This window comes from Aliivibrio wodanis (assembly GCF_052920805.1).
In genome coordinates this window covers 1,300,793-1,322,224 of the sequence record NZ_JBREXA010000002.1, presented here as the reverse complement: position 1 = coordinate 1,322,224, position 21,432 = coordinate 1,300,793, and the positions used below count along the sequence as shown (strand labels likewise).

The 21,432-nt window shown below is 38.3% G+C and carries 16 protein-coding genes; 7 read left to right on the top strand and 9 right to left on the bottom strand.

Features of this window, described 5'->3' with window-relative positions:
* Positions 1–226: 226 nt before the first annotated feature.
* The 4 genes from panP to ACU5DF_RS13960 form a co-directional block, all read right to left on the bottom strand.
* The gene (gene panP / locus ACU5DF_RS13975) at positions 227–1,870 is read right to left on the bottom strand and encodes a pyridoxal-dependent aspartate 1-decarboxylase PanP (protein WP_045101641.1); all 1,644 of its coding nucleotides are present in this window, start codon (positions 1,868–1,870) and stop codon (positions 227–229) included.
* A gap of 176 nt (positions 1,871–2,046) precedes the next feature.
* Complete coding sequence (locus tag ACU5DF_RS13970; protein WP_446713306.1) at positions 2,047–2,559, bottom strand: hypothetical protein; 513 nt, start codon at positions 2,557–2,559, stop codon at positions 2,047–2,049.
* A gap of 123 nt (positions 2,560–2,682) precedes the next feature.
* On the bottom strand, positions 2,683–3,582 hold the full coding sequence (locus tag ACU5DF_RS13965; protein ID WP_045101643.1) for a LysO family transporter: 900 nt from the start codon (positions 3,580–3,582) through the stop codon (positions 2,683–2,685).
* A gap of 89 nt (positions 3,583–3,671) precedes the next feature.
* Positions 3,672–4,598: an HDOD domain-containing protein gene (locus ACU5DF_RS13960; protein ID WP_446713305.1), complete on the bottom strand. Its 927-nt coding sequence runs from the start codon at positions 4,596–4,598 to the stop codon at positions 3,672–3,674.
* 383 nt (positions 4,599–4,981) lie between these two features.
* Here ACU5DF_RS13960 and ACU5DF_RS13955 point away from each other — a divergent pair, with 383 nt between their 5' ends.
* On the top strand, positions 4,982–5,611 hold the full coding sequence (locus ACU5DF_RS13955) for a TfoX/Sxy family DNA transformation protein (protein WP_446714246.1): 630 nt from the start codon (positions 4,982–4,984) through the stop codon (positions 5,609–5,611).
* Positions 5,612–5,752: 141 nt separating this feature from the next.
* Here ACU5DF_RS13955 and ACU5DF_RS13950 read toward each other — a convergent pair whose 3' ends face one another.
* On the bottom strand, positions 5,753–6,301 hold the full coding sequence (locus ACU5DF_RS13950; protein ID WP_446714245.1) for a hypothetical protein: 549 nt from the start codon (positions 6,299–6,301) through the stop codon (positions 5,753–5,755).
* Positions 6,302–6,603: 302 nt separating this feature from the next.
* Between ACU5DF_RS13950 and ACU5DF_RS13945 the strand changes: the two genes are divergently transcribed.
* Positions 6,604–7,920: a DUF945 family protein gene (locus ACU5DF_RS13945; RefSeq protein WP_446713304.1), complete on the top strand. Its 1,317-nt coding sequence runs from the start codon at positions 6,604–6,606 to the stop codon at positions 7,918–7,920.
* Positions 7,921–8,102: 182 nt separating this feature from the next.
* Positions 8,103–9,185: a 3-phosphoserine/phosphohydroxythreonine transaminase gene (gene serC / locus ACU5DF_RS13940; protein ID WP_446713303.1), complete on the top strand. Its 1,083-nt coding sequence runs from the start codon at positions 8,103–8,105 to the stop codon at positions 9,183–9,185.
* 127 nt (positions 9,186–9,312) lie between these two features.
* Here the strand turns inward: serC and cydC are convergent, their stop codons facing one another.
* The 4 genes from cydC to ald form a co-directional block, all read right to left on the bottom strand.
* A complete protein-coding gene (cydC, locus tag ACU5DF_RS13935; RefSeq protein ID WP_446713302.1) occupies positions 9,313–11,034 on the bottom strand; it encodes a heme ABC transporter ATP-binding protein/permease CydC in 1,722 nt (573 codons plus the stop codon).
* Complete coding sequence (gene cydD, locus ACU5DF_RS13930) at positions 11,027–12,799, bottom strand: heme ABC transporter permease/ATP-binding protein CydD (protein ID WP_446713301.1); 1,773 nt, start codon at positions 12,797–12,799, stop codon at positions 11,027–11,029. The genes cydC and cydD overlap by 8 nt, the downstream gene beginning before the upstream one ends.
* 154 nt (positions 12,800–12,953) lie before the next feature.
* Positions 12,954–13,919, bottom strand: coding sequence for a thioredoxin-disulfide reductase (gene trxB, locus ACU5DF_RS13925; RefSeq protein WP_045101651.1), 966 nt, complete (start codon positions 13,917–13,919; stop codon positions 12,954–12,956).
* A gap of 163 nt (positions 13,920–14,082) precedes the next feature.
* Positions 14,083–15,201 (bottom strand): alanine dehydrogenase, encoded by a 1,119-nt coding sequence (ald, locus tag ACU5DF_RS13920; protein ID WP_446713300.1) that lies wholly within the window; start codon positions 15,199–15,201, stop codon positions 14,083–14,085.
* Between the two features lie 156 nt (positions 15,202–15,357).
* Between ald and lrp the strand changes: the two genes are divergently transcribed.
* The 4 genes from lrp (at position 15,358) to ACU5DF_RS13895 (ending at position 21,394) form a co-directional block, all read left to right on the top strand.
* Positions 15,358–15,849: a leucine-responsive transcriptional regulator Lrp gene (gene lrp, locus ACU5DF_RS13915; protein ID WP_045101653.1), complete on the top strand. Its 492-nt coding sequence runs from the start codon at positions 15,358–15,360 to the stop codon at positions 15,847–15,849.
* 228 nt (positions 15,850–16,077) lie between these two features.
* On the top strand, positions 16,078–19,374 hold the full coding sequence (locus tag ACU5DF_RS23900; protein ID WP_512700521.1) for a DNA translocase FtsK 4TM domain-containing protein: 3,297 nt from the start codon (positions 16,078–16,080) through the stop codon (positions 19,372–19,374).
* Positions 19,375–19,416: 42 nt separating this feature from the next.
* Complete coding sequence (lolA, locus tag ACU5DF_RS13900; protein WP_446713299.1) at positions 19,417–20,028, top strand: outer membrane lipoprotein periplasmic chaperone LolA; 612 nt, start codon at positions 19,417–19,419, stop codon at positions 20,026–20,028.
* A gap of 13 nt (positions 20,029–20,041) precedes the next feature.
* Positions 20,042–21,394 (top strand): replication-associated recombination protein A, encoded by a 1,353-nt coding sequence (locus tag ACU5DF_RS13895; protein WP_446714244.1) that lies wholly within the window; start codon positions 20,042–20,044, stop codon positions 21,392–21,394.
* Positions 21,395–21,432: the final 38 nt, after the last annotated feature.

The following is a 21,432-nucleotide window of genomic DNA, read 5'->3' as shown; positions in this document are numbered from 1 at the left end:
GTTAGCCTCTAACAAATGGCAGGCTTGAGTGTATTTTAATAACAATAGTATGACAGAACTCTAAAAATACTTTCAATTTTGAAAGTTGATTTATTTATAAATGCGATAATTTCGTCATTATGCGTGAGGTTTTGTGATTAAATTTCAGTAGCAAGGGAAAATAATTACAACAAATAGGTTACTTTATGGCGATAAAACAACCTATTTATTGTAAGGGTAAAACAGATTACTTTAGAATAGTATCAACAAGCGTTATCAGTTGTGGTAAAGATATTTTACTGCTACTTGCGATTTCTCGTTGCTCAATTAATACATTTTGTAAAATTTCTTTGGTGGTTAGCGGGTTGGCTAATACCACTCGAAAGACAATCGTTGGGTTATATTGGTATGCTCGTGGTGTTAGTCGAGTTCGAGAGACGAAGGACTTACCTGTTTCTCGTTGAGTCTTTTGAATGTATTTGGTTAAATTATCCAAATGTTCATAAATTTCGGCTGTTTGATTAGCGCTTGCAATTTTTAGTGCTGCCTTTACTTTGCTTGGTACGTAACGATAGGTTAGCAGGCAAAGTTCAGGTTTAGAAACAATTTCAAAGTCATCTTGTTGTTGAATTAGCTCTGAAAAGTATTTTGCTTTTTCAATGCTTTGGTTAATCAATAGTTCATAGCCTGGGCGACTGATCACATTGAAACAAGAATAAAGCAACATTGCCATTCCACTACGAGAACCCTCTAGAGTATGGCGTCCTAGATCCTTAGAACCTTTACGTAAGATATACTCAGCATGATGTTGAATAGAAGACATTAATTCAGGATCTTTAAAGATAACCATGCCTGCGCCCATTGGGACATAAAGTTGTTTGTGGGCATCAATAGTGACAGAGTCGGCTAAATCTATACCATCGAGTAAGTCTCTGTATGTGTTAGACATCAGTGTCGCACCACCCCAAGCTGCATCAACATGAAAATGACATCCTTCTTGTTGAGCGATTTGAGCTAATTTACGTAATGGATCAATACTGCCTGTTTCTGTTGTACCTGCAACACCGATAATAGCTAGTGGTTTAATGTTGTTTGCTTTTACTGCCGCTATTTTTTTCTCTAAATCAGTTAAACAAATACGATTATTATTGTCTGTTTTTACCGCGATAACTCCATCTTGACCAATCCCTAATACGTCAGCGGCTTTTTTGATGGAGTAGTGACCACGTTCAGAAACAAAAATAGCAAGGCCATTGCATTTATAATGAGTTAATGCAGCAAATAAGCCTTGCTTTGCAATACCTTCAAAGTCGCCATCTGGCTGTAATAAACGGTTTCTTGCTACCCATAATGCAGTGATATTGGCAATGGTTCCACCTGAACAGAAAGCACCTAAAGAGTGATCAGCACTGTGCATCCAATGTTGGTAGAAATTATCTTTCTTACTATAAATAAGACGATGCAAAATGCCCAATACTTGACGCTCTAGTGGTGTAAACGCTTTAGAGGTTTCAATTTTCACTAAGTTTTGGTTTAACGCGATCATGATTTTTGACAGCGGCATTAAAAAATAAGGCAATGCTGATGTCATATGACCAATAAAACTTGGTGCTGAAGTATGAACAGATTGAGAAACTAGAGTATCTAGTAAATGCTCGGTATGCTCAGAAACATAGGTAGGAGATTCTGGCATTGAAGGATCAGTAAAATCTTTTTCAATTTCGCTGAGAGGTTTCTCTTCTGCGACAATATGTTCTCGTAAGAATTGATTCAGGTTTTGAGAGAGTTCTTGCTCAATTTTTCCAAGAGTCGAATCGGGAGCTTCCGGAACAGTAAAAATTCGCAGCATGCTTTCTAAATTGGCATCCGCTGTTTTGTTGTCTGTTACCATGGTATCTGTTCTATTCTGTTGATGATTGAAAAGCAAAGGGATCACTCTCTTTACCTACGACGAAAGGCACAATTTAGAACAAAATAAGAAAAATGTCTTGTCTAAAATGTGCCATACAAACGATTGATAAGGCAATTTGTTATAAAATCAAACCAAAAGGTTAAATAATAAACAATTTATTTGCAGTTTATTTCACTGATCTCAGTCATTTTCTGATTATACGCGTTTAATGGAGTATCAATATTTTTTGGGTGACTTAAGATATCGGCAAACGCTGAGCGTAGTTCGTAGTTTTGCTTATGAGGTTGAGCTTGACGATCATCAAAGGTAATTTTGGCTATTTTTCCTAATTCGTCATTATTTGAAGCTAGGTTTTTAATTTCTTTTTGATCTAATTGTAACCAAGATTCAATAGACTGATTTGTTTTTACTTTTGATGAATCATTTTTAAGATAGAAATCAACAGCTGCGCGATTTAGTTCAAAGTGATGCTGACGACCTTCTAGAAACCAATCTCCTACGCTTTGTAAGTTAGGATCTTTTTTTACTGTAATCGCAATTAACTCTTTATACCAAGTTAAAGATGCGTCTACGTATTGGCTGTATTTATTGCTTAAGCATTCAGTATCGGCAGCTTGAACTGAGGTGGTTAGCAAAGCAAACGGCAAGATAATAGCAGCAAGTTTCATTACAAATCCTTAGAAATGAATCATTATTATTGGTTGTGATTGTAGGGATCGTTGCATTAAATGCAATTGAAACAATCCACAGTGTGATGTTTCCCTCTTAAATTTAATATTGGAAAATAAATATTACAGGGAAACAAAAAATAGCATTAAGAATGGAACGGATAAACTAAGAATGAATCCACTGACAATAGCTATTGGGACACAACGGATACCGCCGCAGTTTTGAATCACCGGTAGAGTAAAGTCCATTGCTGTTGCTCCAGCATAACCAATAGAAGTAACAGGGTAGCGATGGATTAGTGTTGGAATTAATAAAAGAGCGACCAGTTCACGCATTAATTCATTTAAGAAGGCTGCACCACCGTACACCGGTCCTAATGCATCTCCCATTAAAATCCCAGCAAGAGAATACCAACCAAAGCCAGAAGCCATAGCAAGTCCATGCTGTAGGGGGATATCTAGAATTAGTGCAGCAATCAATCCCCCAATCAAAGAGGTCAGCATGATGACCGCAGCGATGATAATACCGTGTTTATTAAGTAAAATTTGGCGAAGTGATAAGCCACTATTTCTTAGCTGAATACCAATAAGAAATAATAAGATAAGTAAGGTAAGCTCACTAGCCTCTTCAACCCAAGATAAGTCAATTCCGCTCAATAAACCAACAAGTAAGCCACCAGCGACTGCAAGTAATAACTTAGCGGACTCAAGGATCATTTTAAATAAAGGTAGGGTATTTTTATTCCCTTCTGAATTTAGAGGGAAGAGTTTATCCATAATGGGAAGGATAGCCAAATTACATACACTAATAGAAGCAAAAAATACAACAGTAATGATAATTATCTGGTTGAGATTTTCAGCAAGGTTATCGAGAGCCGCAAGGCTTAATCCCATTAAAGCAAGGATAACGGTTACTAGATGCCCAGTTGCTGCATTAATATGTTGAAGGGGCTTTTTTTTATGTAAGGGGATTAAATAGCCAAAAAGTAGTGGTAAAAAAACAAATAGCATTCCTGAAAGCATTATTCTTTATCTCGTCCATGAATAAACCTTGAGAATATCAAGGCTTATTAAGTACATCAATATAAGTTATTCGTTTTTTTGTAATTTAATTACAAACCACTACTTCTCAGTGTTTCTTTAATTCGGTCACGGAATTGAGCATCTGTTAGGTTACTGAGCGTATATAGTGCTTCCGCTCCTTCAAGAGTAATTTCAATGTCATGATCTTCAATAGCATCGTCTTTACTTCTAAACATAAGAAGATGATTAGCAATACGAGCCATGTCGAGGTAATTAATAGACTGCTGAGTGTTTGATTTTTTATGCTCATTAGTAGCAACGGCTAAAAAATCCACATCAAATTGCCAGTGATTTAAAATATGGTAGCTTGTGTCATTACATTCTTTATCAAAAACATATATTGCTAAATCGAGATCTAAGTAGTTACCTCTCTCAAGGTAATCATAATATTCATTTACAAGACAGAATAGTCCTATATCAGCAAGTAACCCGGTCAGTAAGGCTTTTTCTGGTTCAAGATAATCTAAAGAGTTATCCTCGCATGAATTTATAAGCTCTTGGCAAACCATCGTTATAACAGCAGCAAACTCTCGTGAACGTGCCGCACTTTTGCGAAGTAGGGTGTTACAGTCTTTATTTAAATCGCTAGAGTGTTTTAATTGTTCGATAGCTTGAGCTGTTACAATATCACGAACGCGGAAAATCCCCAGGCGTGAAACCGCAGTTAGTACATCAGTACAGGTAATATTACGACGATTGAAGACAACAGAATTTGCCATTCGAATGACAATTGCAGTAAGGCCGGGATCTTCTAATAGAGTATCAGAGACCTCTTTAATCAATGTGCACTCAAGAGTACATAATTTTTGAATTTTTAGTACAACATCAGGGATTGGTGGTAATTGAATATTTCCTGAGGAGATACTTTTAGCTGCTAATTGGCTAAATTCAGTTCTTAAGGCAGCTAGCACTTTTTCTTTATCGTGGGATAGCCAGAAAAACGATAAATGATCCATTCTTAATTCATATCTTTAAATAATGTTTTAATCATACATCATTTTCATTGAATCTTAAAAAAAACTCTTAAAACTGAGAGAAGTTACCAGGAAAAAAGATCATTTTTATATTGAGTGATTTAAAAGTTATTACGAATTGAGAAATAAGAGTCGATTTATTGGCATTGTAAATGAATCTTGTGAACTTCATCAACGAATCAATAGGACATGATGTGAGACTATAATGTGATAAGGCCCTGAATTAAAACTTAGTTCGTTACATGAAATAATACTAAAATGTGTGATCGAAATAAAAAAATATAGAGTAAATTCAGGGTGTAAGCGAAAAGTCATAGTAACTTATTTATTGTGTGTTTAAGATTCAATTGCTTGATGTCAATTTTATGACAGGGACGGGGGTCAATAATTCAAGATCAAGGAGATCTAATATGAGTCATCTAGAAGAACGCTTTTTTAACTTTGTAAAAAAACTCGGTCACTTTAATAAACGATCAATGTTTGGTGGTGTAGGGTTATTTACAGACGAAGCTATGTTTTCATTGGTTACTGAAGGACGTTTATATGTTCGTGGTGGTGGTGAGGTAGACGCCCAATTTGAAAAACTAGGCTGTGAGCGTTTTAAACACGTAAAGAAAACGACTATCGCAACGGTTAACTATTTTGATATCAGTGAGTTATTTGAGAAGAAACCAACGCTATTGCTGACGATTATTAAAGAGGCAATGGATAATTCACGAGCGGAGCGAGAATTTAAGAAATCTAAAGAAAACCGTCGGTTACGTGATTTACCAAACATGCAATTAACATTAGAAAGAATGGTAAAAAAATCAGGTGTGCCAGACGTAGATGCTTTTTTAGAGATCGGCGCTGTGGATGTATTTAGAAAGGTAAATCATGCCTATGGTGGGGATGTAGATGTGAAGCTTTTATGGAAGTTTGCTGGCGCAGAGTCAGGAGTGCATTGGACATTGTTACAGGACCCAGCTAAAAAAGCCTTATTACGGCAGGTTTAATACCAATTTCACATTGGTTTAATTTCTATTGTAGACAGATAAATATATAGCTATAAAAAAACCTCATTATTTCTTTATTTAGAGACTAAGAAATAACGAGGTTTTTTTGTTTTAAATTGTTTCTTTGATATTAAAACTTAGCTAGTACTTAAAGCGAGCAGTTAGCATAACTTGATCGCCATAGATGCCGTTAAATCGACCTTCAGCACCAATAGAGAATAGTTCTGTTGAATGGAATCGACCATATACAGAGAATAAAGTATCATCTTCACTATCTATTGATAGGTAACCAACTTTACCACCGACTTCAAGTTGTGGACCTAACCATTGGCGTACGCCTAAGTTTAATTCCATACCTGCATCACCATCGTATTTACTGTTGTCATCAACCATACGAAATAGCATTTCACCAGTGATATCAGCCCAATTATTTACAGGAGCATGAAATCCTAGGCCTGTAGATAGATCAAAATCGCCATCTAATTCAGAATCAAGAGAAACAATTGCATGTGCGTTAGGGTGAATAGATTTGCTGAACCCACCACCAAATGTTGACGGACTAAAACCAATACGAGCTTCCATGTAATCATAACTAAAGTTGCTCATGATTGTATTGTTTGGATCATTATCGGCAGCCATTGATGTCGCAGAGATAAACATTAGGCTTGATGCTAAAAGTGTTTTACGGATCATGATACTTGAAACCTATCAATTGAGTGCTGTAAATAAAATATGCCATAAATACTAACAGAAAGAAGCATTTTTACTAGATGGCAATATATAAATTTGAAGTTGCAGCAAATTGTCAAAAAAATTACGTGTTCTTACTTATTTCTTATGCAATATTTAAGCCAGAGTGAAGTCAAGCTGTGTTCTAAAACCTGCTATTAGAGTAAACCCATTATATAGACAGAGATGATAGTTATAAATTGACTTGTATTAAATTGATAGCCTTAGGTACACTGGGGAAAATAAATAAAATGGACAATAATATGAATGACTTAAAGAAATACGCGGCTATTGGTGGTGCGATAGCACTTGTTGCGTGCTGGCCTTTTGCAACGGGAAAGATTGGAGAAGCTATTTTTAAAGATGGCATTTCGTCTTATGAAAACTCTATTATTACTATAGAATCAATCTCTTATGATAGGGGTTATTTAAGCTCGCAAGCTCAAAGTAGAATTTATGTGATAGATCAAGGGCTAAGTCACGAGCTTGAAGAAGCTGGTTATCCTACTGAGATTATAATTAACCATGAAATATCACACGGTTTATTATCAGTATCTTCTGTTTCTACATTTGAAGAATCTATAGAAAAAAATGCTATAGAACCATCTGCGTTTATTCAGGGGCTAACATTAACGACTCAAAGCAAGTTAACAGGAGCAACAGATTTATTGTTAACTAGCCAAGAAAATGACTTTGTTACGGAAGATTTACGCTCTCAAGGGATTGAAAAACTGTACTTTGCAGCGAGTCAGGTATCAGCAACGATTGAGAAAGATGGTAAATTTAATCTGTTTTATCAGTTGCCAAAAGCGGAATTACGTTTAAATAACCAGTCAGAAGTTGTTATGGATAACATCTCAGGTGAAAGTGTGGGTCACTATGTGGGCGATATCTTCATTGGTGAAGCAAATGGAGGTATAGATAAATTAATATTTAATGATATCGATACTGCTAGCCAAAATGAAGTTAAAGGCTTTAATTACTCGACTAGTAATCGTTTAGTAGAAGTTAAAGATAGAGCGGAAGAGGCAACTTTTACCTCTCAAAACACAGTATCACTTGCTGAAGTTGTAACTAGTGCTGGTGTTTTAAAAGATGGTATCTTTGATATTAGCTTTGAAGATCTTAATTATGACGGCTTAGTAAAACTTATTCCTTTACTGCAAGATCAAGAGCTTACTCCTGAAAAAACAGAGCAGTTAATGCTTTCATTTGACTTGTTAGCCGCAAAAGGTTTTAAAGTTAATATTAATCAATTCAGTGCTGAAGTACTTGGTAGTAAAGTCGATAGCAGTATTAAATTAACACTGCCTGCTGGCACAGCAAGAGCTTCTCAAAATGCAGATAAATTAGTTCAAACCCTAGAAGGGAAAACAGAATTAGTTATTGCAAAGAAATTGGTCGATGAGACACCAGAATTGCGTATGCAAATGGATGAATTATTGATTAATGAGTTTGCTGTAGAAGAGGGTGATAATTACCGTTTATCTGCAACTATTGCAGATGGTCAAATTGAGTTACTTAACGGACAAAAAATGCCGTTGTTTATGCTATTAGGCTTTTTAAGCTATTTACGTTAACCGCTTTTATTGAATCAAAATAGCTCACTAGGTGGGCTATTTTTTTATCTAGGGACAATATTTGAGTGATTTAGTGAATTAGATCACTTTCTGATTTCCTTGTGAGAGAAAAGGTGGTATTAATTTCTATACATTATTTTATGTAAATACCTTTTATAAAATAGCAGGAGCCTTTGAGAAACATGGAAAAAGTATTTAACTTTTGTGCTGGTCCAGCAATGCTGCCAGTAGACGTTCTAGCCCAAGCTCAAAAGGAATTGGTGAATTGGAACGGTTTAGGCACTTCAGTTATGGAGATTAGCCACCGTAGTAAAGAGTTCATTAAAGTTGCGGAAGATTCTGAGCAAGATCTGCGTGATTTATTATCAATTCCTGAGAATTATAAAGTATTGTTTTGCCAAGGTGGCGCACGAGCACAATTTGCAGCAGTTCCATTGAATCTACTTGGTGGAAACACTAAAGCGGATTATGTGGATGCGGGTTATTGGGCTCAAAGTGCGGTGACTGAAGCAAAAAAATATTGTACGCCGAATGTCATTGAAACCATTATTACTGTAGATGGCAAAAAAGCCGTTCAGCCTGCCGCTGAATGGGCATTAAGTGATGATGCGGCTTATGTGCATTTTTGTCCAAATGAAACCATTGACGGTATCGAAATTAATGATTTACCAGTCACTGATAAACCCATTGTCGCTGATATGTCGTCTACGATCTTATCGCGTCAAATTGATGTATCAAAATACGGTGTTATTTATGCGGGTGCGCAAAAGAACATTGGTCCAGCTGGCCTAACCATTGTTATTGTACGAGATGATTTACTTGAACTAGCAGCAGATGCACTTCCTAGTGTATTAAGCTATGGCGTATTGGCTGATAAAGAATCTATGTTCAATACACCGCCAACATACGCTTGGTATCTTTCGGGTTTAGTTTTCAAATGGCTAAAAGCGAACGGTGGTATTGAGGCTATGGAAGCACATAACCGTAAGAAAGCGGCTGCATTGTACGATTATATTGATCAATCTGATTTCTATCGTAATGATGTTCATGCGAATAACCGTTCTTTAATGAATGTTCCATTTCAATTAGCCAATCCAGAGCTGGATGATCAATTCTTATCATTAGCGGATGATGCTGGTCTAAAAGCTTTAAAAGGCCATAGAGCGGTTGGCGGTATGCGTGCATCGATTTATAACGCAATGCCACTAGAAGGTGTTCAAGCGTTAGTTGAATTTATGAAAGAATTTGAAACTAAATACGCATAAGGTGTTGGTTTTATCTAATTAGTAGATGAGCTAAATACAGAATAAATAAAAAGCCGATACTGAATAAACAGTATCGGCTTTTTTATGGTTTCATAATAAGCAGATGATTAATGAGTTAATGCTTGATTTAGAAACGTTGCCACAACTGATGATAAGCTCCATTGAGTGCAAGTAAGCTCTCATGTGTGCCTTGTTCAGTTATCTCACCGTGATCCATAAGACAAATGTGGTCCATGTTTTCTAAATTAACTAGGCGGTGGGTAATAAATACCACCGTTTTATCTTTAATATGATCATTTAGTACAGACATTATTTGTTGCTCTGTTTTTTGATCTAAGCCTTCGGTTGGTTCATCGAGTAATACGATAGGCGCGTTGTGCAATAAAGCTCGTGCAATACCAATACGGCGGCGCTCTCCACCAGAAAGCTGACGTCCGCCATCTCCTAGCCACGTATTTAAGCCCTCATCAGCAGTAAGATCGCCTAGGCCGACCTTATTTAGCGTTTGGGTTAATAACTCATCACTTGCTTCATCGTTTGCGAGTAAGAGGTTATCTCTTAACGAGCCATTAAGAATATCAACACGTTGACTAACAACAGACATTGCGCTGCGTAGGCTTGATTCTTTCCACTTAGGTAGTTGGACACCATCAATGGCAATAGAGCCTGATTTAGGGTCCCACTGACGAGTCAATAATTGCAATAAGGTTGATTTACCTGAGCCTGTTTGACCTACAATCGCCATTTTTTGACCTGCAAGTAAATCTAATGATACGTGTGTGATTGCATCTGTATCTGCATCAAGATATTGATAACTCACATCAGAGATGGTTAAGTTACCTTTTATCTCTTGAGTCACGCCATTTTCATCAAAGACGGTATCTGGTTCAGCGGTGATGATTTCATTTAAGCGACGTGCAGAACTTAATGTCTGACCTAAATATTGGAAAGCACCAGCAATCGGCATTAATAATTCAAAACTTGCCATTGTTGCAAAGGCAACCATAGCTACCATTGGATCCGGTGTCATGCCTGCAATACCATCTGCAGAGATCCACAGCATTAACAGCAGTGTCCATCCGTTAGCTAAAAGCAGCAGTCCATTGGCTAAACCGGTCAATGTTGCCATGTGACGTTGATTAGATAACAGCGCGACTTGAGCATCAAGGATTCGTTGGTGATATTGCTCTTCTGCACCAAAGATACGCAGTTCAGCATTTCCTTGAAGCCAATCAAGCGTTTTAATTCTTAATGTGGCTTTATTTTGAGTAAGATCTGCGCCATTTTGCTTGCCTAACTTATAGAAAAGCGTTGGCCAGATAAGCAGTAGAGAAAATAGAATCGCGCCAAGAGTAAGGCCAATAGTGAGATCAAACCACGCAAGAAAAGCGGTTAGTCCGATAATACCTAGTGTACCAACAATAATTGGGCTGATAAGACGCAGATAGACATGGTCCATGGCATCGACATCGGCAACGAGGCGGTTTAATAAATCGGCATCACGCAGCTTTGAAAAACGACCAGGAATTAACGGTATTAGCTTTTTAAAGAAGAAAATACGTAATTCAGTCAGTAATTTAAAAGTAGCATTGTGGCTAACGACTCGTTCTCCCCAACGACCAGCGGTTCGGCCGATAGAGAAACCACGTACCGCTCCCGCAGGAAGCATGTAGTTAAACGTTTCACGAGCAATGGTTAAACCAGCGATAGCTGAGGCTGAAATAAACCAGCCTGAAATAGTCAATAAGCCGATAGATGCAAATAAGGTTGCAAAGCTAAGTAACATACCTAGTGTTAGGCCGAACCAATGTTTTTTGTATAATTTAATGTAAGGCAGTAAATCACGCATCAAGATCACCTTGCTTTGGTTGTTTTGCGGCAAGCATGGTTGCAAATAAGCCGGAGTCTTTAATTTCATCAAATGAACCAGATTGAACCACTTGACCTTTATCCATAACTAAAATGGTGTCCATCGCATGAAGTTGATCTAAACGATGGCTGATCATTAAGGTGGTTAGTCCTTGAGTCGCTTCATTTAAGCTCTTCATTACCAGACGTTCACTTTTTGCATCAAGGCTAGCGGTTGGCTCATCTAAAATCCATAAGCGACCTTGTTGTAATAGCGCACGAGCTAACGCTAAACGTTGAGCCTGCCCAACAGATAAACCACCAGAGCGATCTGAAATAGCATGCTGATAACCAAGACCATCAATAAATTCATTAGCAAAGGCTTGTTGGCTTACTGAATCAAGTTGTTCTTTTGTGATCTCTTGCTTACCTAAGGTGATGTTTTCTTCGATGGTGCCATGAACTAAGGTAGGGTTTTGTCCAACCCAATTAATTTCTTGATACCACTGTTTTTTATCTAACTCAGATAGCTCTATGCCATTAATCTTAATGCTGCCTTGATAAGGCAAGAAACCTAATATGGCATTAATTAGGCTAGTTTTACCCGCACCACTTGGGCCGACTAAGGCAGTTTGAGAACCTTCAAAGAGATGAAAACTGATAGGGCCTAATAACGTTTTATCATCGTGCGTAGTCACAATCAGATCGGTAACTTGAATATCAAGCGTGGTGGAATCAGACACTTTTTTAGTGCCATTAGTTTGAGCATTAGTGTCAGTATTTAAAAACTCAACAAGAGATTCAGCAGCGCCAACAGCTTGTGCTTTTGCATGGTAAAAAGTCCCTAAATCTCGCAGTGGTTGATAAAACTCTGGCGCAAGAATAAGAATAAATAAACCAGTAAATAGCGTAACTGTGGTTCCGTAATGGCCAAAGTCTAATTCACCAATAAAGGTGAAACCAAAGTAAACCGCTACGATAGCAATTGAAATTGAAGTAAAAAACTCTAATACCGCAGAAGATAAGAAAGCCAGTCTTAATACTTCCATAGTGCGTTTACGGAAGATTTCAGAAGCGCCGTGCAAATGCTCGGTTTCTTGAGCTGTTTTATTGAATAAACGGATCGTCGTCATCGATTGTAGGCGATCATAAAAATGGCCTGACAAACGTTGTAGCGCTTTAAAGTTACGGCGGTTAGCGTCAGCAGCACCCATACCAACCAGTGCCATAAATAATGGAACCAATGGCGCGGTTAATAAGAACACTAAACCGGCTGCCCAGTTTTGTGGGAAGACGACAATCAAGATGGCAAAAGGAATTAATACGGACAAAGACATTTGTGGCAGATAGCGAGAGAAGAAATCTTGCATGTCTTCTACTTGTTCGAGTAACAAGGTTGCCCATGTACCTGCAGGTTTCCCTTTTATATAGGCAGGGCCTAACTCTTGAAGTTTATCCATTACCAATTGACGGATATGTACACGTACATATTCACCGCATCGATAGCCAGCAATCTCACGGCCCCAACTACAAATTGCTCGAATAGCAACAATAGCGAGAATAGCGATAAAGTGGGAAATGAGTTCATACTTATCAACTTGTTCAATAATCAGCTGATGTAATATATCGGCAAGTAATGCAGCTTGTGCTATAAGAAAAATACTAGAAAGAAAGCCAAGCCCGATAGAGAGGGTTAGCCATTTTTTTGCAAGTTTACTTTGGCCTTTGAGCCATTGTCCTAACTCACGTTGTTGTTTTTTATCCATAATATTGAAGGCTTACGTTTTGTATTATTTTACATACGTACAGTATCTATTTTAATAATTAGAATATAAGAAACCATATGTACATCAGTAAAATAAGGTGAGCAAAAGAAACCCGAAGTGTTTACTTCGGGCTTAACGTTAACTAGGGGATAGTTTAACTTTCTTTTGCTTCTAACGCATCTAAAAAGCGCTCAGCATCTAATGCTGCCATACAACCTGTACCAGCAGAGGTAATTGCTTGGCGATAATTATGGTCCATAACGTCTCCCGCAGCGAAGATACCTTCAATACTAGTTTGAGTCGCATTGCCTTCAAGGCCTGATTTTACCTTAATGTAGCCATTCTCCATATCAAGTTGACCATTGAAAATAGCGGTATTTGGTTGATGACCAATAGCAATGAATGCGCCCATGACTTCTAAGTCTTCGGTTGCGTCTGATTTTGTGTCTTTTAATCTTACGCCTGTAACACCCATCTCATCACCTAGTACTTCATCTAGCGTACGATCGGTATGTAGGATGATGTTGCCGTTTTCAACTTTATCCATTAAACGGTCGATTAGGATTTTTTCAGAGCGGAAGGTATCGCGACGGTGAATCAAATGCACTTCAGCGGCGATGTTTGATAAGTACAGTGCTTCTTCAACAGCAGTGTTACCACCGCCAACAACCGCAACTTTTTGATTACGGTAGAAGAAACCGTCACACGTAGCACAAGCTGAAACTCCACGGCCTTTGAATGCTTCTTCAGATTCTAAGCCTAGGTATTTAGCGGAAGCGCCTGTTGAGATGATTAAAGCATCACAGGTATATTCAGCAGAATCGCCTTTTAAACGGAAAGGACGCTGACTGAAATCAGTTTCGTTAATATGATCAAAAATCATTTCAGTATTGAAACGTTCAGCGTGTGCTTTCATCTCTTCCATTAAACCTGGGCCTGTCATATCCGCAGCGCCGCCTGGCCAGTTTTCAACTTCTGTCGTTGTAGTTAATTGTCCACCTTGCTGCATACCTGTGATCATTACAGGATTTAGGTTTGCTCGTGCAGCATATACAGCAGCAGTATAACCAGCAGGGCCAGAACCAAGGATCAATAATTTAGAATGCTTAACGTTGCTCATAGGATCTCCGAGCTAAAATCAAAAAAAACAGGAAATTAAGGTGGGAACGACAAGGGTGTGTTCATCATCCTTAGTGATTAAGGTGATTGTATGGAATTTATTGCAGTAAAGAAAGGGCACCACAGTGGGTGCCCTCAAATGATTTTGTTATAGGATATGTCTTTTAAGCAGTTAGTGCTGCTTCTGGTGCAACATATTCTAAATCAAAGCTTTCTGCTACTTCTTTACAAGTCACTTTACCGTGAATAACGTTTAAGCCATCTAGGAAGCCTTTATCTTCAAGAAGTGCTGCTTTATAGCCTTTATCCGCTAGTTTAATAATGTAAGGAAGTGTTGCATTATTTAGAGCAAATGTTGAAGTACGTGCAACAGCGCCTGGCATGTTAGCAACACAGTAGTGAACCACTTCATCTACGATGTAAGTAGGATCAGCGTGTGTTGTTGCATGAGAGGTTTCAAAACAACCGCCTTGGTCTATAGCAACATCAACAACAGCCGCGCCTGGTTTCATGCGCTTAATGTGATCTGCTGTAATTAATTTTGGAGCTGCTGCACCAGGAATAAGTACAGCACCAATAACTAGGTCAGCTTCTAATACATGCTTTTCAATCGCGTCAACCGTAGAATAAACTACCTTAGCACGACCTTGGAACTCTTCATCAAGAGAGCGAAGAGTATCAATGTTGCGATCTAAAATCGTTACATCAGCACGCATGCCAACAGCCATACGTGCAGCATTTGCACCCACAACACCGCCACCAACAACAACAACTTTTGCTGGTTCAACACCTGGTACGCCACCAAGAAGTAGACCACGACCACCGTTTGATTTTTCAAGAGTTTGAGCACCGGCTTGAATAGACATACGGCCTGCAACTTCAGACATTGGTGCTAATAGTGGCAGTCTACCCATATAATCTGTTACAGTCTCATATGCGATGCAGACAGCTTTGCTCTTAATTAGGTCTTCTGTTTGTGGAAAATCTGGTGCAAGATGTAAATACGTGAATAAAATTTGCCCTTCACGTAGCATTGCACGCTCAACAGCTTGCGGCTCTTTAACTTTTACTATCATGTCAGCTTGAGCGAAAACGTCTTCAGCTGTAGGAAGTATGGATGCGCCTACTGCGATATAATCATCGTCAGTAAAACCAATGCCAGAACCGGCTTTTGTTTCGACAAAAACGTTATGGCCATGAGATATTAATTCTCGAACACTCGCTGGGATCATGCCAACGCGGTATTCATGATTTTTTATTTCTTTAGGTACGCCAATGATCATCCTGATTTCCTTTTGTGTTATAGTTATTTTGACTGCTTGTAGGGTTTTTGTTTCGAACTTTAATCTAGTATAGATTGTAATTGGCAGAATTTGATGCTAAATATTAAAAAGTTGTAGTATATTTTTTTGCAAGGAAGTAATAAGGTGGAATAAAAAATGGTAGATAATAAGAAACCATCCAAGGAACTGGATCGTATCGATCGCAATATTTTAAATGAGCTTCAAAAAGATGGGCGAATTTCTAATGTTGAATTATCTAAGCGAGTGGGTTTATCGCCTACTCCATGTTTAGAACGCGTTCGTCGTTTAGAACGTCAAGGGTACATCAATGGCTATACAGCCTTGTTGAATCCACAATATCTTGATGCATCATTATTAGTATTTGTTGAGATAACGCTTAATCGTGGTGCGCCGGATGTATTTGAGCAATTTAATACAGCGGTACAGTTATTAGATGATATTCAAGAGTGTCACCTTGTATCTGGTGATTTTGATTATCTTTTAAAGACTCGAGTATCAGATATGAGTGCTTATCGTCGATTACTTGGTGATACACTATTACGTCTTCCTGGGGTAAATGACACACGTACTTACGTTGTTATGGAAGAGGTAAAACAAACTAATCATTTAGTGATTAAAACTCGCTAATTGAATCAAGGTTGAAAATTAGAATATTTTGTTTTTAATTTGTATAATCTTGAAGAGCTTAAAGGTTTTTAGGTATATTTTATCTGTTTAGGCCTTTAAGCAATGACGAGCGGCATTATGCCGCTCGACTTGTTTTTAATTTATAAAGATTTAGTGATCTACTCTTACTGTGCCTTCTGAATATACGACTGTATTAAAGAGGGATGACTAAATCTAAGTACAGTAGCATTGGATAGTATTTTGTTTACCAAGATTAAAGAAAAAATATCAGAACGAAAAAAACAACTCACCACTTTAAAAGTTGAGTCGGTTATTGAGCCAGAAAAAGAACGTTTAAATGGTAATCAGCGCTTACAAGAAGCGTTGTTTATTGTTGGTTTATTAGCAACCATTTTTATTACCGTTTCTTTGCTTAGCTTTAATCCTGCGGATCCAGCATGGACCCAAACGTCATGGAGTGGAAAGGTTGAAAATGCAGGGGGCTCTTTGGGGGCTTGGATAGCAGATACGTTATTTTTTGCTTTTGGTTCACTTGCTTATCTGTTACCTGTGATTTTAATGGGCTGCACTTGGTTAGTTTTTAGAAAAAAAGAAAAACCAGTAGAAAAAGCAGAACTTGACTTAATGATTGTTGGTAGCCGTATTCTTGGTTTGCTAATTTTATTCTTTACCAGTTGCGCTCTCGCTGATACTAGCTTTGATGATCTTTGGTATTTCTCATCTGGCGGTGTCGTTGGTGATGTTTTGACTAGCATTACAACTCCGACTTTGAATTTATTAGGTTCAACGCTTATCTTTATGTTCCTATGGGGGGCTGGCTTAACATTATTTACAGGGCTATCTTGGCTTACTATTGTGGATAATTTAGGTGGATTCGTTTTAGAGTGCATTCGAATTATTGTTAATAAAATGAGAAAGACAGAAGATGAAACATATCAAGTAGAAGATGACATTAATATAGACGAATCAGAAAAAACGCTGCTTGATACCCCCTCATTTACTTCTATTAAAGAAGAGCAAATTGTAGATATAGACCCTTTTGAAACGCCTAAAATCTCATCTCAAGAAGCGTTGGGGCTTGGAAATGAAAGTACTTATGAACACGATAATTCTCTAGAGTTGTTTGATGATCCACTTTTCTCTCCATCGACACCTGATACTTTGAAGCAAGAGGTTAAAGTTACTGAAGAAGAGTCAGTTACTAATGTTGAGATCATGGCTGGTATTGATAGTAGTGAAGTGTTAGTGACATCTGAATTAGTGGAAACTGCAACAGAATTTGATTTAGCAAATAAACCAACAGTTTCTGAGTTATTAGACGGAATGGATGATCCTGAAGACTTAGATGATGGTATTAGTTTAGTAACGTGTAGTGAGGCAACGATAGCTGAATTAGAAAGTGAAGCACAAGAAAAAGATCCGCTTTTAAATTTAGATAATGCTGAAAAAACAGCACCGTTTTTATCAATGCCTGAAGAGCCTATTATTGTACAAAATAATCATGATAATCATGAAATTCTTGCTCAATCTACAGATGAGCAATTAGAAGAAGAGCTTACGAATGAACCAAAACTTTGGCAACTTGAAGAAGAACGCACCTTTTTGGTTCAAGAGAATAACGATCTAGATTCAGATGCTGATTTAGAAGTTAGCACTAATACTGAAGCTGAAATGAATGAAGCATTCTCAACTCAGCTTGAACCAATAGAAGAAGTGGTGATAAATGAAGAGCCACTATTAGCACAAGAGCCTTTTTCTTTAGATGATGATGAGTTGCCAGCATTTAGTGCCATTGCAGAAGAGAGTGACACTGAGAGTTCTTTAAATATTGAAGCTAATGATATATTTGAAGAGGTGACTGCTGAGGAACTAGTATCTGAAGAACTTGTACCTGCCGAAGAGTTACCGACACATAGTGATGCTGATATTGCCGCTTTCCAAGCATTGGTGGCGAAAGAAAAAGCAACGAAAGCCGCATTACAGAATCCATTTTTAGTTCAATCTGAGGCGAATTTACCAAAACCGACTTCTCCGATGCCGACGTTGGATTTATTGTATGCTCCAGATACTCGTGAAGAATTAGAGTCACGTGAATCACTAGAGCGAACCGCTCGTTTAGTTGAGGCGAAGTTAGCCGATTATAAAATTAAAGCAAGAGTAGTCGATATTTTCCCAGGTCCGGTAATTACACGTTTTGAATTGGATTTAGCTCCAGGAGTTAAAGTAAGCCGAATTTCAGGACTAGCAACGGATTTAGCGCGTTCTTTATCTGCGATGGCTGTACGTGTTGTTGAAGTTATTCCTGGTAAACCTTATGTAGGTCTTGAACTTCCTAACTTTAATCGTCAAACCGTTTTCTTTTCTGATGTTGTAGGCAGTGAAACCTTTATTAATGCAAAATCGCCAACAACTGTCGTTATGGGGCTTGATATTGCAGGTGAAGCGGTTATTGCTGATTTAGCAAAAATGCCTCACGTACTGGTTGCTGGTACTACTGGTTCTGGTAAATCTGTGGGTGTAAATGTCATGATTTTGAGTGTGCTCTATAAAGCAACACCAGAAGATGTACGTTTTATCATGATCGATCCAAAAATGTTGGAACTTTCTATCTATGAAGGAATCCCACATCTATTAACTGAAGTTGTAACTGACATGAAAGACGCAGGTAATGCATTGCGTTGGTGTGTTGGTGAAATGGAACGTCGTTATAAATTAATGTCAGCGTTAGGGGTTCGTAACCTACAAGGCTTTAATGATAAATTGAAAATGGCCGCAGCAGCAGGGCATCCAATTCATGACCCATTATGGAAACCGGGTGATAGCATGGATGAAATGCCACCATTGTTAGAGAAACTACCTTCTATCATTGTTATTGTTGATGAATTTGCTGATTTGATGATGGTTGTTGGTAAAAAAGTAGAAGAACTGATTGCACGATTAGCTCAAAAAGCTCGTGCTGCGGGTATTCACTTGATCCTTGCAACACAGCGTCCATCGGTAGATGTAATTACGGGGTTAATTAAAGCTAACATTCCAACACGTGTTGCCTTTACTGTATCAACCAAAACAGATTCAAGAACGATTCTTGATCAAGGTGGTGCTGAATCACTACTAGGTATGGGTGATATGCTGTATTTAGCTCCAGGCTCTAACCATACGGTTCGTGTTCATGGTGCGTTTGCATCGGACGATGATGTGCATGCCGTAGTGAATGATTGGAAAGCTCGTGGTCGTCCAAATTACATTGAAGCAATTACCAAGAGTGAACAAGGTGCAGAATCATTGCTACCAGGTGAAAAATCGGATAATGCAGAAGAGCTTGATCAATTGTTCGACCAAGTGGTTGAGTTTGTAACGACCTCTCGAAGAGGCTCAGTATCAGGGGTTCAACGTCAATTTAGAATTGGTTATAACCGTGCAGCTCGTATTGTTGAACAATTAGAAGCTCATGGAATAGTAAGTACTCCGGGCCATAATGGTAACCGTGAAGTGATAGCCCCACCTCCAGTAGGCAGTGGCGATTAATGGTATTGGCATTATTTCTATTTAGATAAGTGAAAATTATTGATGAAAAAATTTTTAGTTTCTCTGTGTTTGTTAAGTTCTGGCGTATTTAGCGCTGCAGCGTTGGCATCTCCTCAAAGTGAATTAACTGAGCGTTTAAATCAAAATGCTGGCTTTGAAGCGGTATTTACTCAAAAAGTAGTGAGTCCTGAAGGGGACGTATTAATGCAAGGGGAAGGGGATGTAAAAATCCTACGTCCTAACTTGTTTCGTTGGCATACTCAAACTCCCGATGAGAATTTATTGGTCACTGATGGCGAAACACTATGGTATTACAATCCATTTGTTGAACAAGTGACCTTGATGGGACTTGAAAAAGCAACGACACAGACCCCATTTGTATTACTGACACGTAATAAGTCTTCTGATTGGAATAATTATTCTGTGACACAAAATGGTGATGCGTTTACGGTGTCTCCAAAGTCTGATTCAGCAGTAAAAAGCGACTTTATTGTGAATATACAGCCATCAGGTAATGTCACCGGGTTCTCTGTTGTAGAGCAAGACGGACAACGTAGTGACTTTAGCTTTACGAAATTTGAAGCGAAAAAACCAGCACAAAGTAATTTTAGTTTTACTGTGCCAGCAGGTGTTGATATTGATGACCAACGCTAATGAAAGATAAAGGATAAACGTGAGTAACTTCAGTTTAGATTTTTCAGCAGGGGACGATTTTCGTCCCCTTGCTGCTAGAATGCGCCCTCAAAATATTGAGCAATACATTGGTCAACAGCACTTATTAGGTGTTGGTAAACCGTTACGTCGTGCACTTGAGGCAGGTCAGATCCACTCCATGATTTTATGGGGACCTCCAGGTACGGGTAAAACAACATTAGCGGAAGTGGCTGCTAATTACACCAATGCAGAAGTTGAACGAGTATCGGCGGTCACTTCTGGTGTAAAAGACATTCGTGCTGCAATAGAAAAAGCGAAAGAGAATCAAGTAACAGGTAGAAGAACTATCATGTTTGTGGATGAGGTCCATCGCTTCAATAAAAGCCAGCAAGATGCTTTTCTACCGCACATTGAAGACGGTACGATTACCTTTATTGGTGCGACAACAGAAAACCCTTCTTTTGAACTCAATAACGCATTGTTATCACGTGCACGAGTTTACAAATTAAAATCATTAGAAAAACAAGATATTGTACACGTTATCGATCAGGCACTAACTGATAAAAATCGTGGTTTAAATGATGATAATTTTATTATTCCTGATGATGTAAAACTGCAATTGGCCGATTTAGTATCGGGTGATGCTCGTATGTCACTCAATTATCTTGAGCTTCTGCATGATATGGCAGAAGAAGATCACGAAGGTAAGAAAGTGGTGGACTTGCCTTTATTAGCGGAAGTTGCTGGTGAAAAACTGGCGCGTTTCGATAATAAAGGGGATATGTGGTACGACTTAATCTCAGCCGTTCATAAATCAATTCGTGGTTCTAATCCTGATGCAGCTTTATATTGGACTGCGCGTATTATTGCCGCAGGTGGTGATCCACTTTATGTTGCACGTCGTTTATTAGCGATTGCTTCTGAAGATATCGGTAATGCCGATCCTCGTGCGATGGAAATTGCGATGAATGCGTGGGATTGTTTTACGCGAATTGGTCCGGCAGAAGGGGAAAGAGCAATTGCCCAAGCGGTGGTATATTTAGCGTGTGCACCAAAAAGTAATGCGGTTTATACGGCATGGAAACAAGCTCAAATGGATGCCATTAACTCACCAGATTACGATGTGCCTAATCATTTACGTAATGCGCCAACCTCATTAATGAAAGATATGGGGTATGGGGCTGACTATCGTTATGCTCATGACGAGCCAAATGCATATGCATCAGGTGAGAACTATTTTCCACCAGAAATGCAGGATCGTAAGTATTACTTTCCTACAAAACGTGGTCTAGAAACCAAAATTAGCGAAAAGCTAGAGTATTTAGCTAAATTAGATCAAAACAGTACCTTAAAACGCTACCAATAAAAGGGCATTTTCGGTATCTTATTCAAATCGCAATTTAG

What these genes read in the sequence shown, in the direction of transcription:
- panP (WP_045101641.1), bottom strand. Translation starts at nt 1,870, where the DNA reads ATGGTAACAGACAACAAAACAGCGGATGCCAATTTAGAAAGCATGCTG.
- ACU5DF_RS13970 (WP_446713306.1), bottom strand. Translation starts at nt 2,559, where the DNA reads ATGAAACTTGCTGCTATTATCTTGCCGTTTGCTTTGCTAACCACCTCA.
- ACU5DF_RS13965 (WP_045101643.1), bottom strand. Translation starts at nt 3,582, where the DNA reads ATGCTTTCAGGAATGCTATTTGTTTTTTTACCACTACTTTTTGGCTAT.
- ACU5DF_RS13960 (WP_446713305.1), bottom strand. Translation starts at nt 4,598, where the DNA reads ATGGATCATTTATCGTTTTTCTGGCTATCCCACGATAAAGAAAAAGTG.
- ACU5DF_RS13955 (WP_446714246.1), top strand. Translation starts at nt 4,982, where the DNA reads ATGACAGGGACGGGGGTCAATAATTCAAGATCAAGGAGATCTAATATG.
- ACU5DF_RS13945 (WP_446713304.1), top strand. Translation starts at nt 6,604, where the DNA reads ATGAATGACTTAAAGAAATACGCGGCTATTGGTGGTGCGATAGCACTT.
- serC (WP_446713303.1), top strand. Translation starts at nt 8,103, where the DNA reads ATGGAAAAAGTATTTAACTTTTGTGCTGGTCCAGCAATGCTGCCAGTA.
- cydC (WP_446713302.1), bottom strand. Translation starts at nt 11,034, where the DNA reads ATGCGTGATTTACTGCCTTACATTAAATTATACAAAAAACATTGGTTC.
- cydD (WP_446713301.1), bottom strand. Translation starts at nt 12,799, where the DNA reads ATGGATAAAAAACAACAACGTGAGTTAGGACAATGGCTCAAAGGCCAA.
- trxB (WP_045101651.1), bottom strand. Translation starts at nt 13,919, where the DNA reads ATGAGCAACGTTAAGCATTCTAAATTATTGATCCTTGGTTCTGGCCCT.
- ald (WP_446713300.1), bottom strand. Translation starts at nt 15,201, where the DNA reads ATGATCATTGGCGTACCTAAAGAAATAAAAAATCATGAATACCGCGTT.
- lrp (WP_045101653.1), top strand. Translation starts at nt 15,358, where the DNA reads ATGGTAGATAATAAGAAACCATCCAAGGAACTGGATCGTATCGATCGC.
- lolA (WP_446713299.1), top strand. Translation starts at nt 19,417, where the DNA reads ATGAAAAAATTTTTAGTTTCTCTGTGTTTGTTAAGTTCTGGCGTATTT.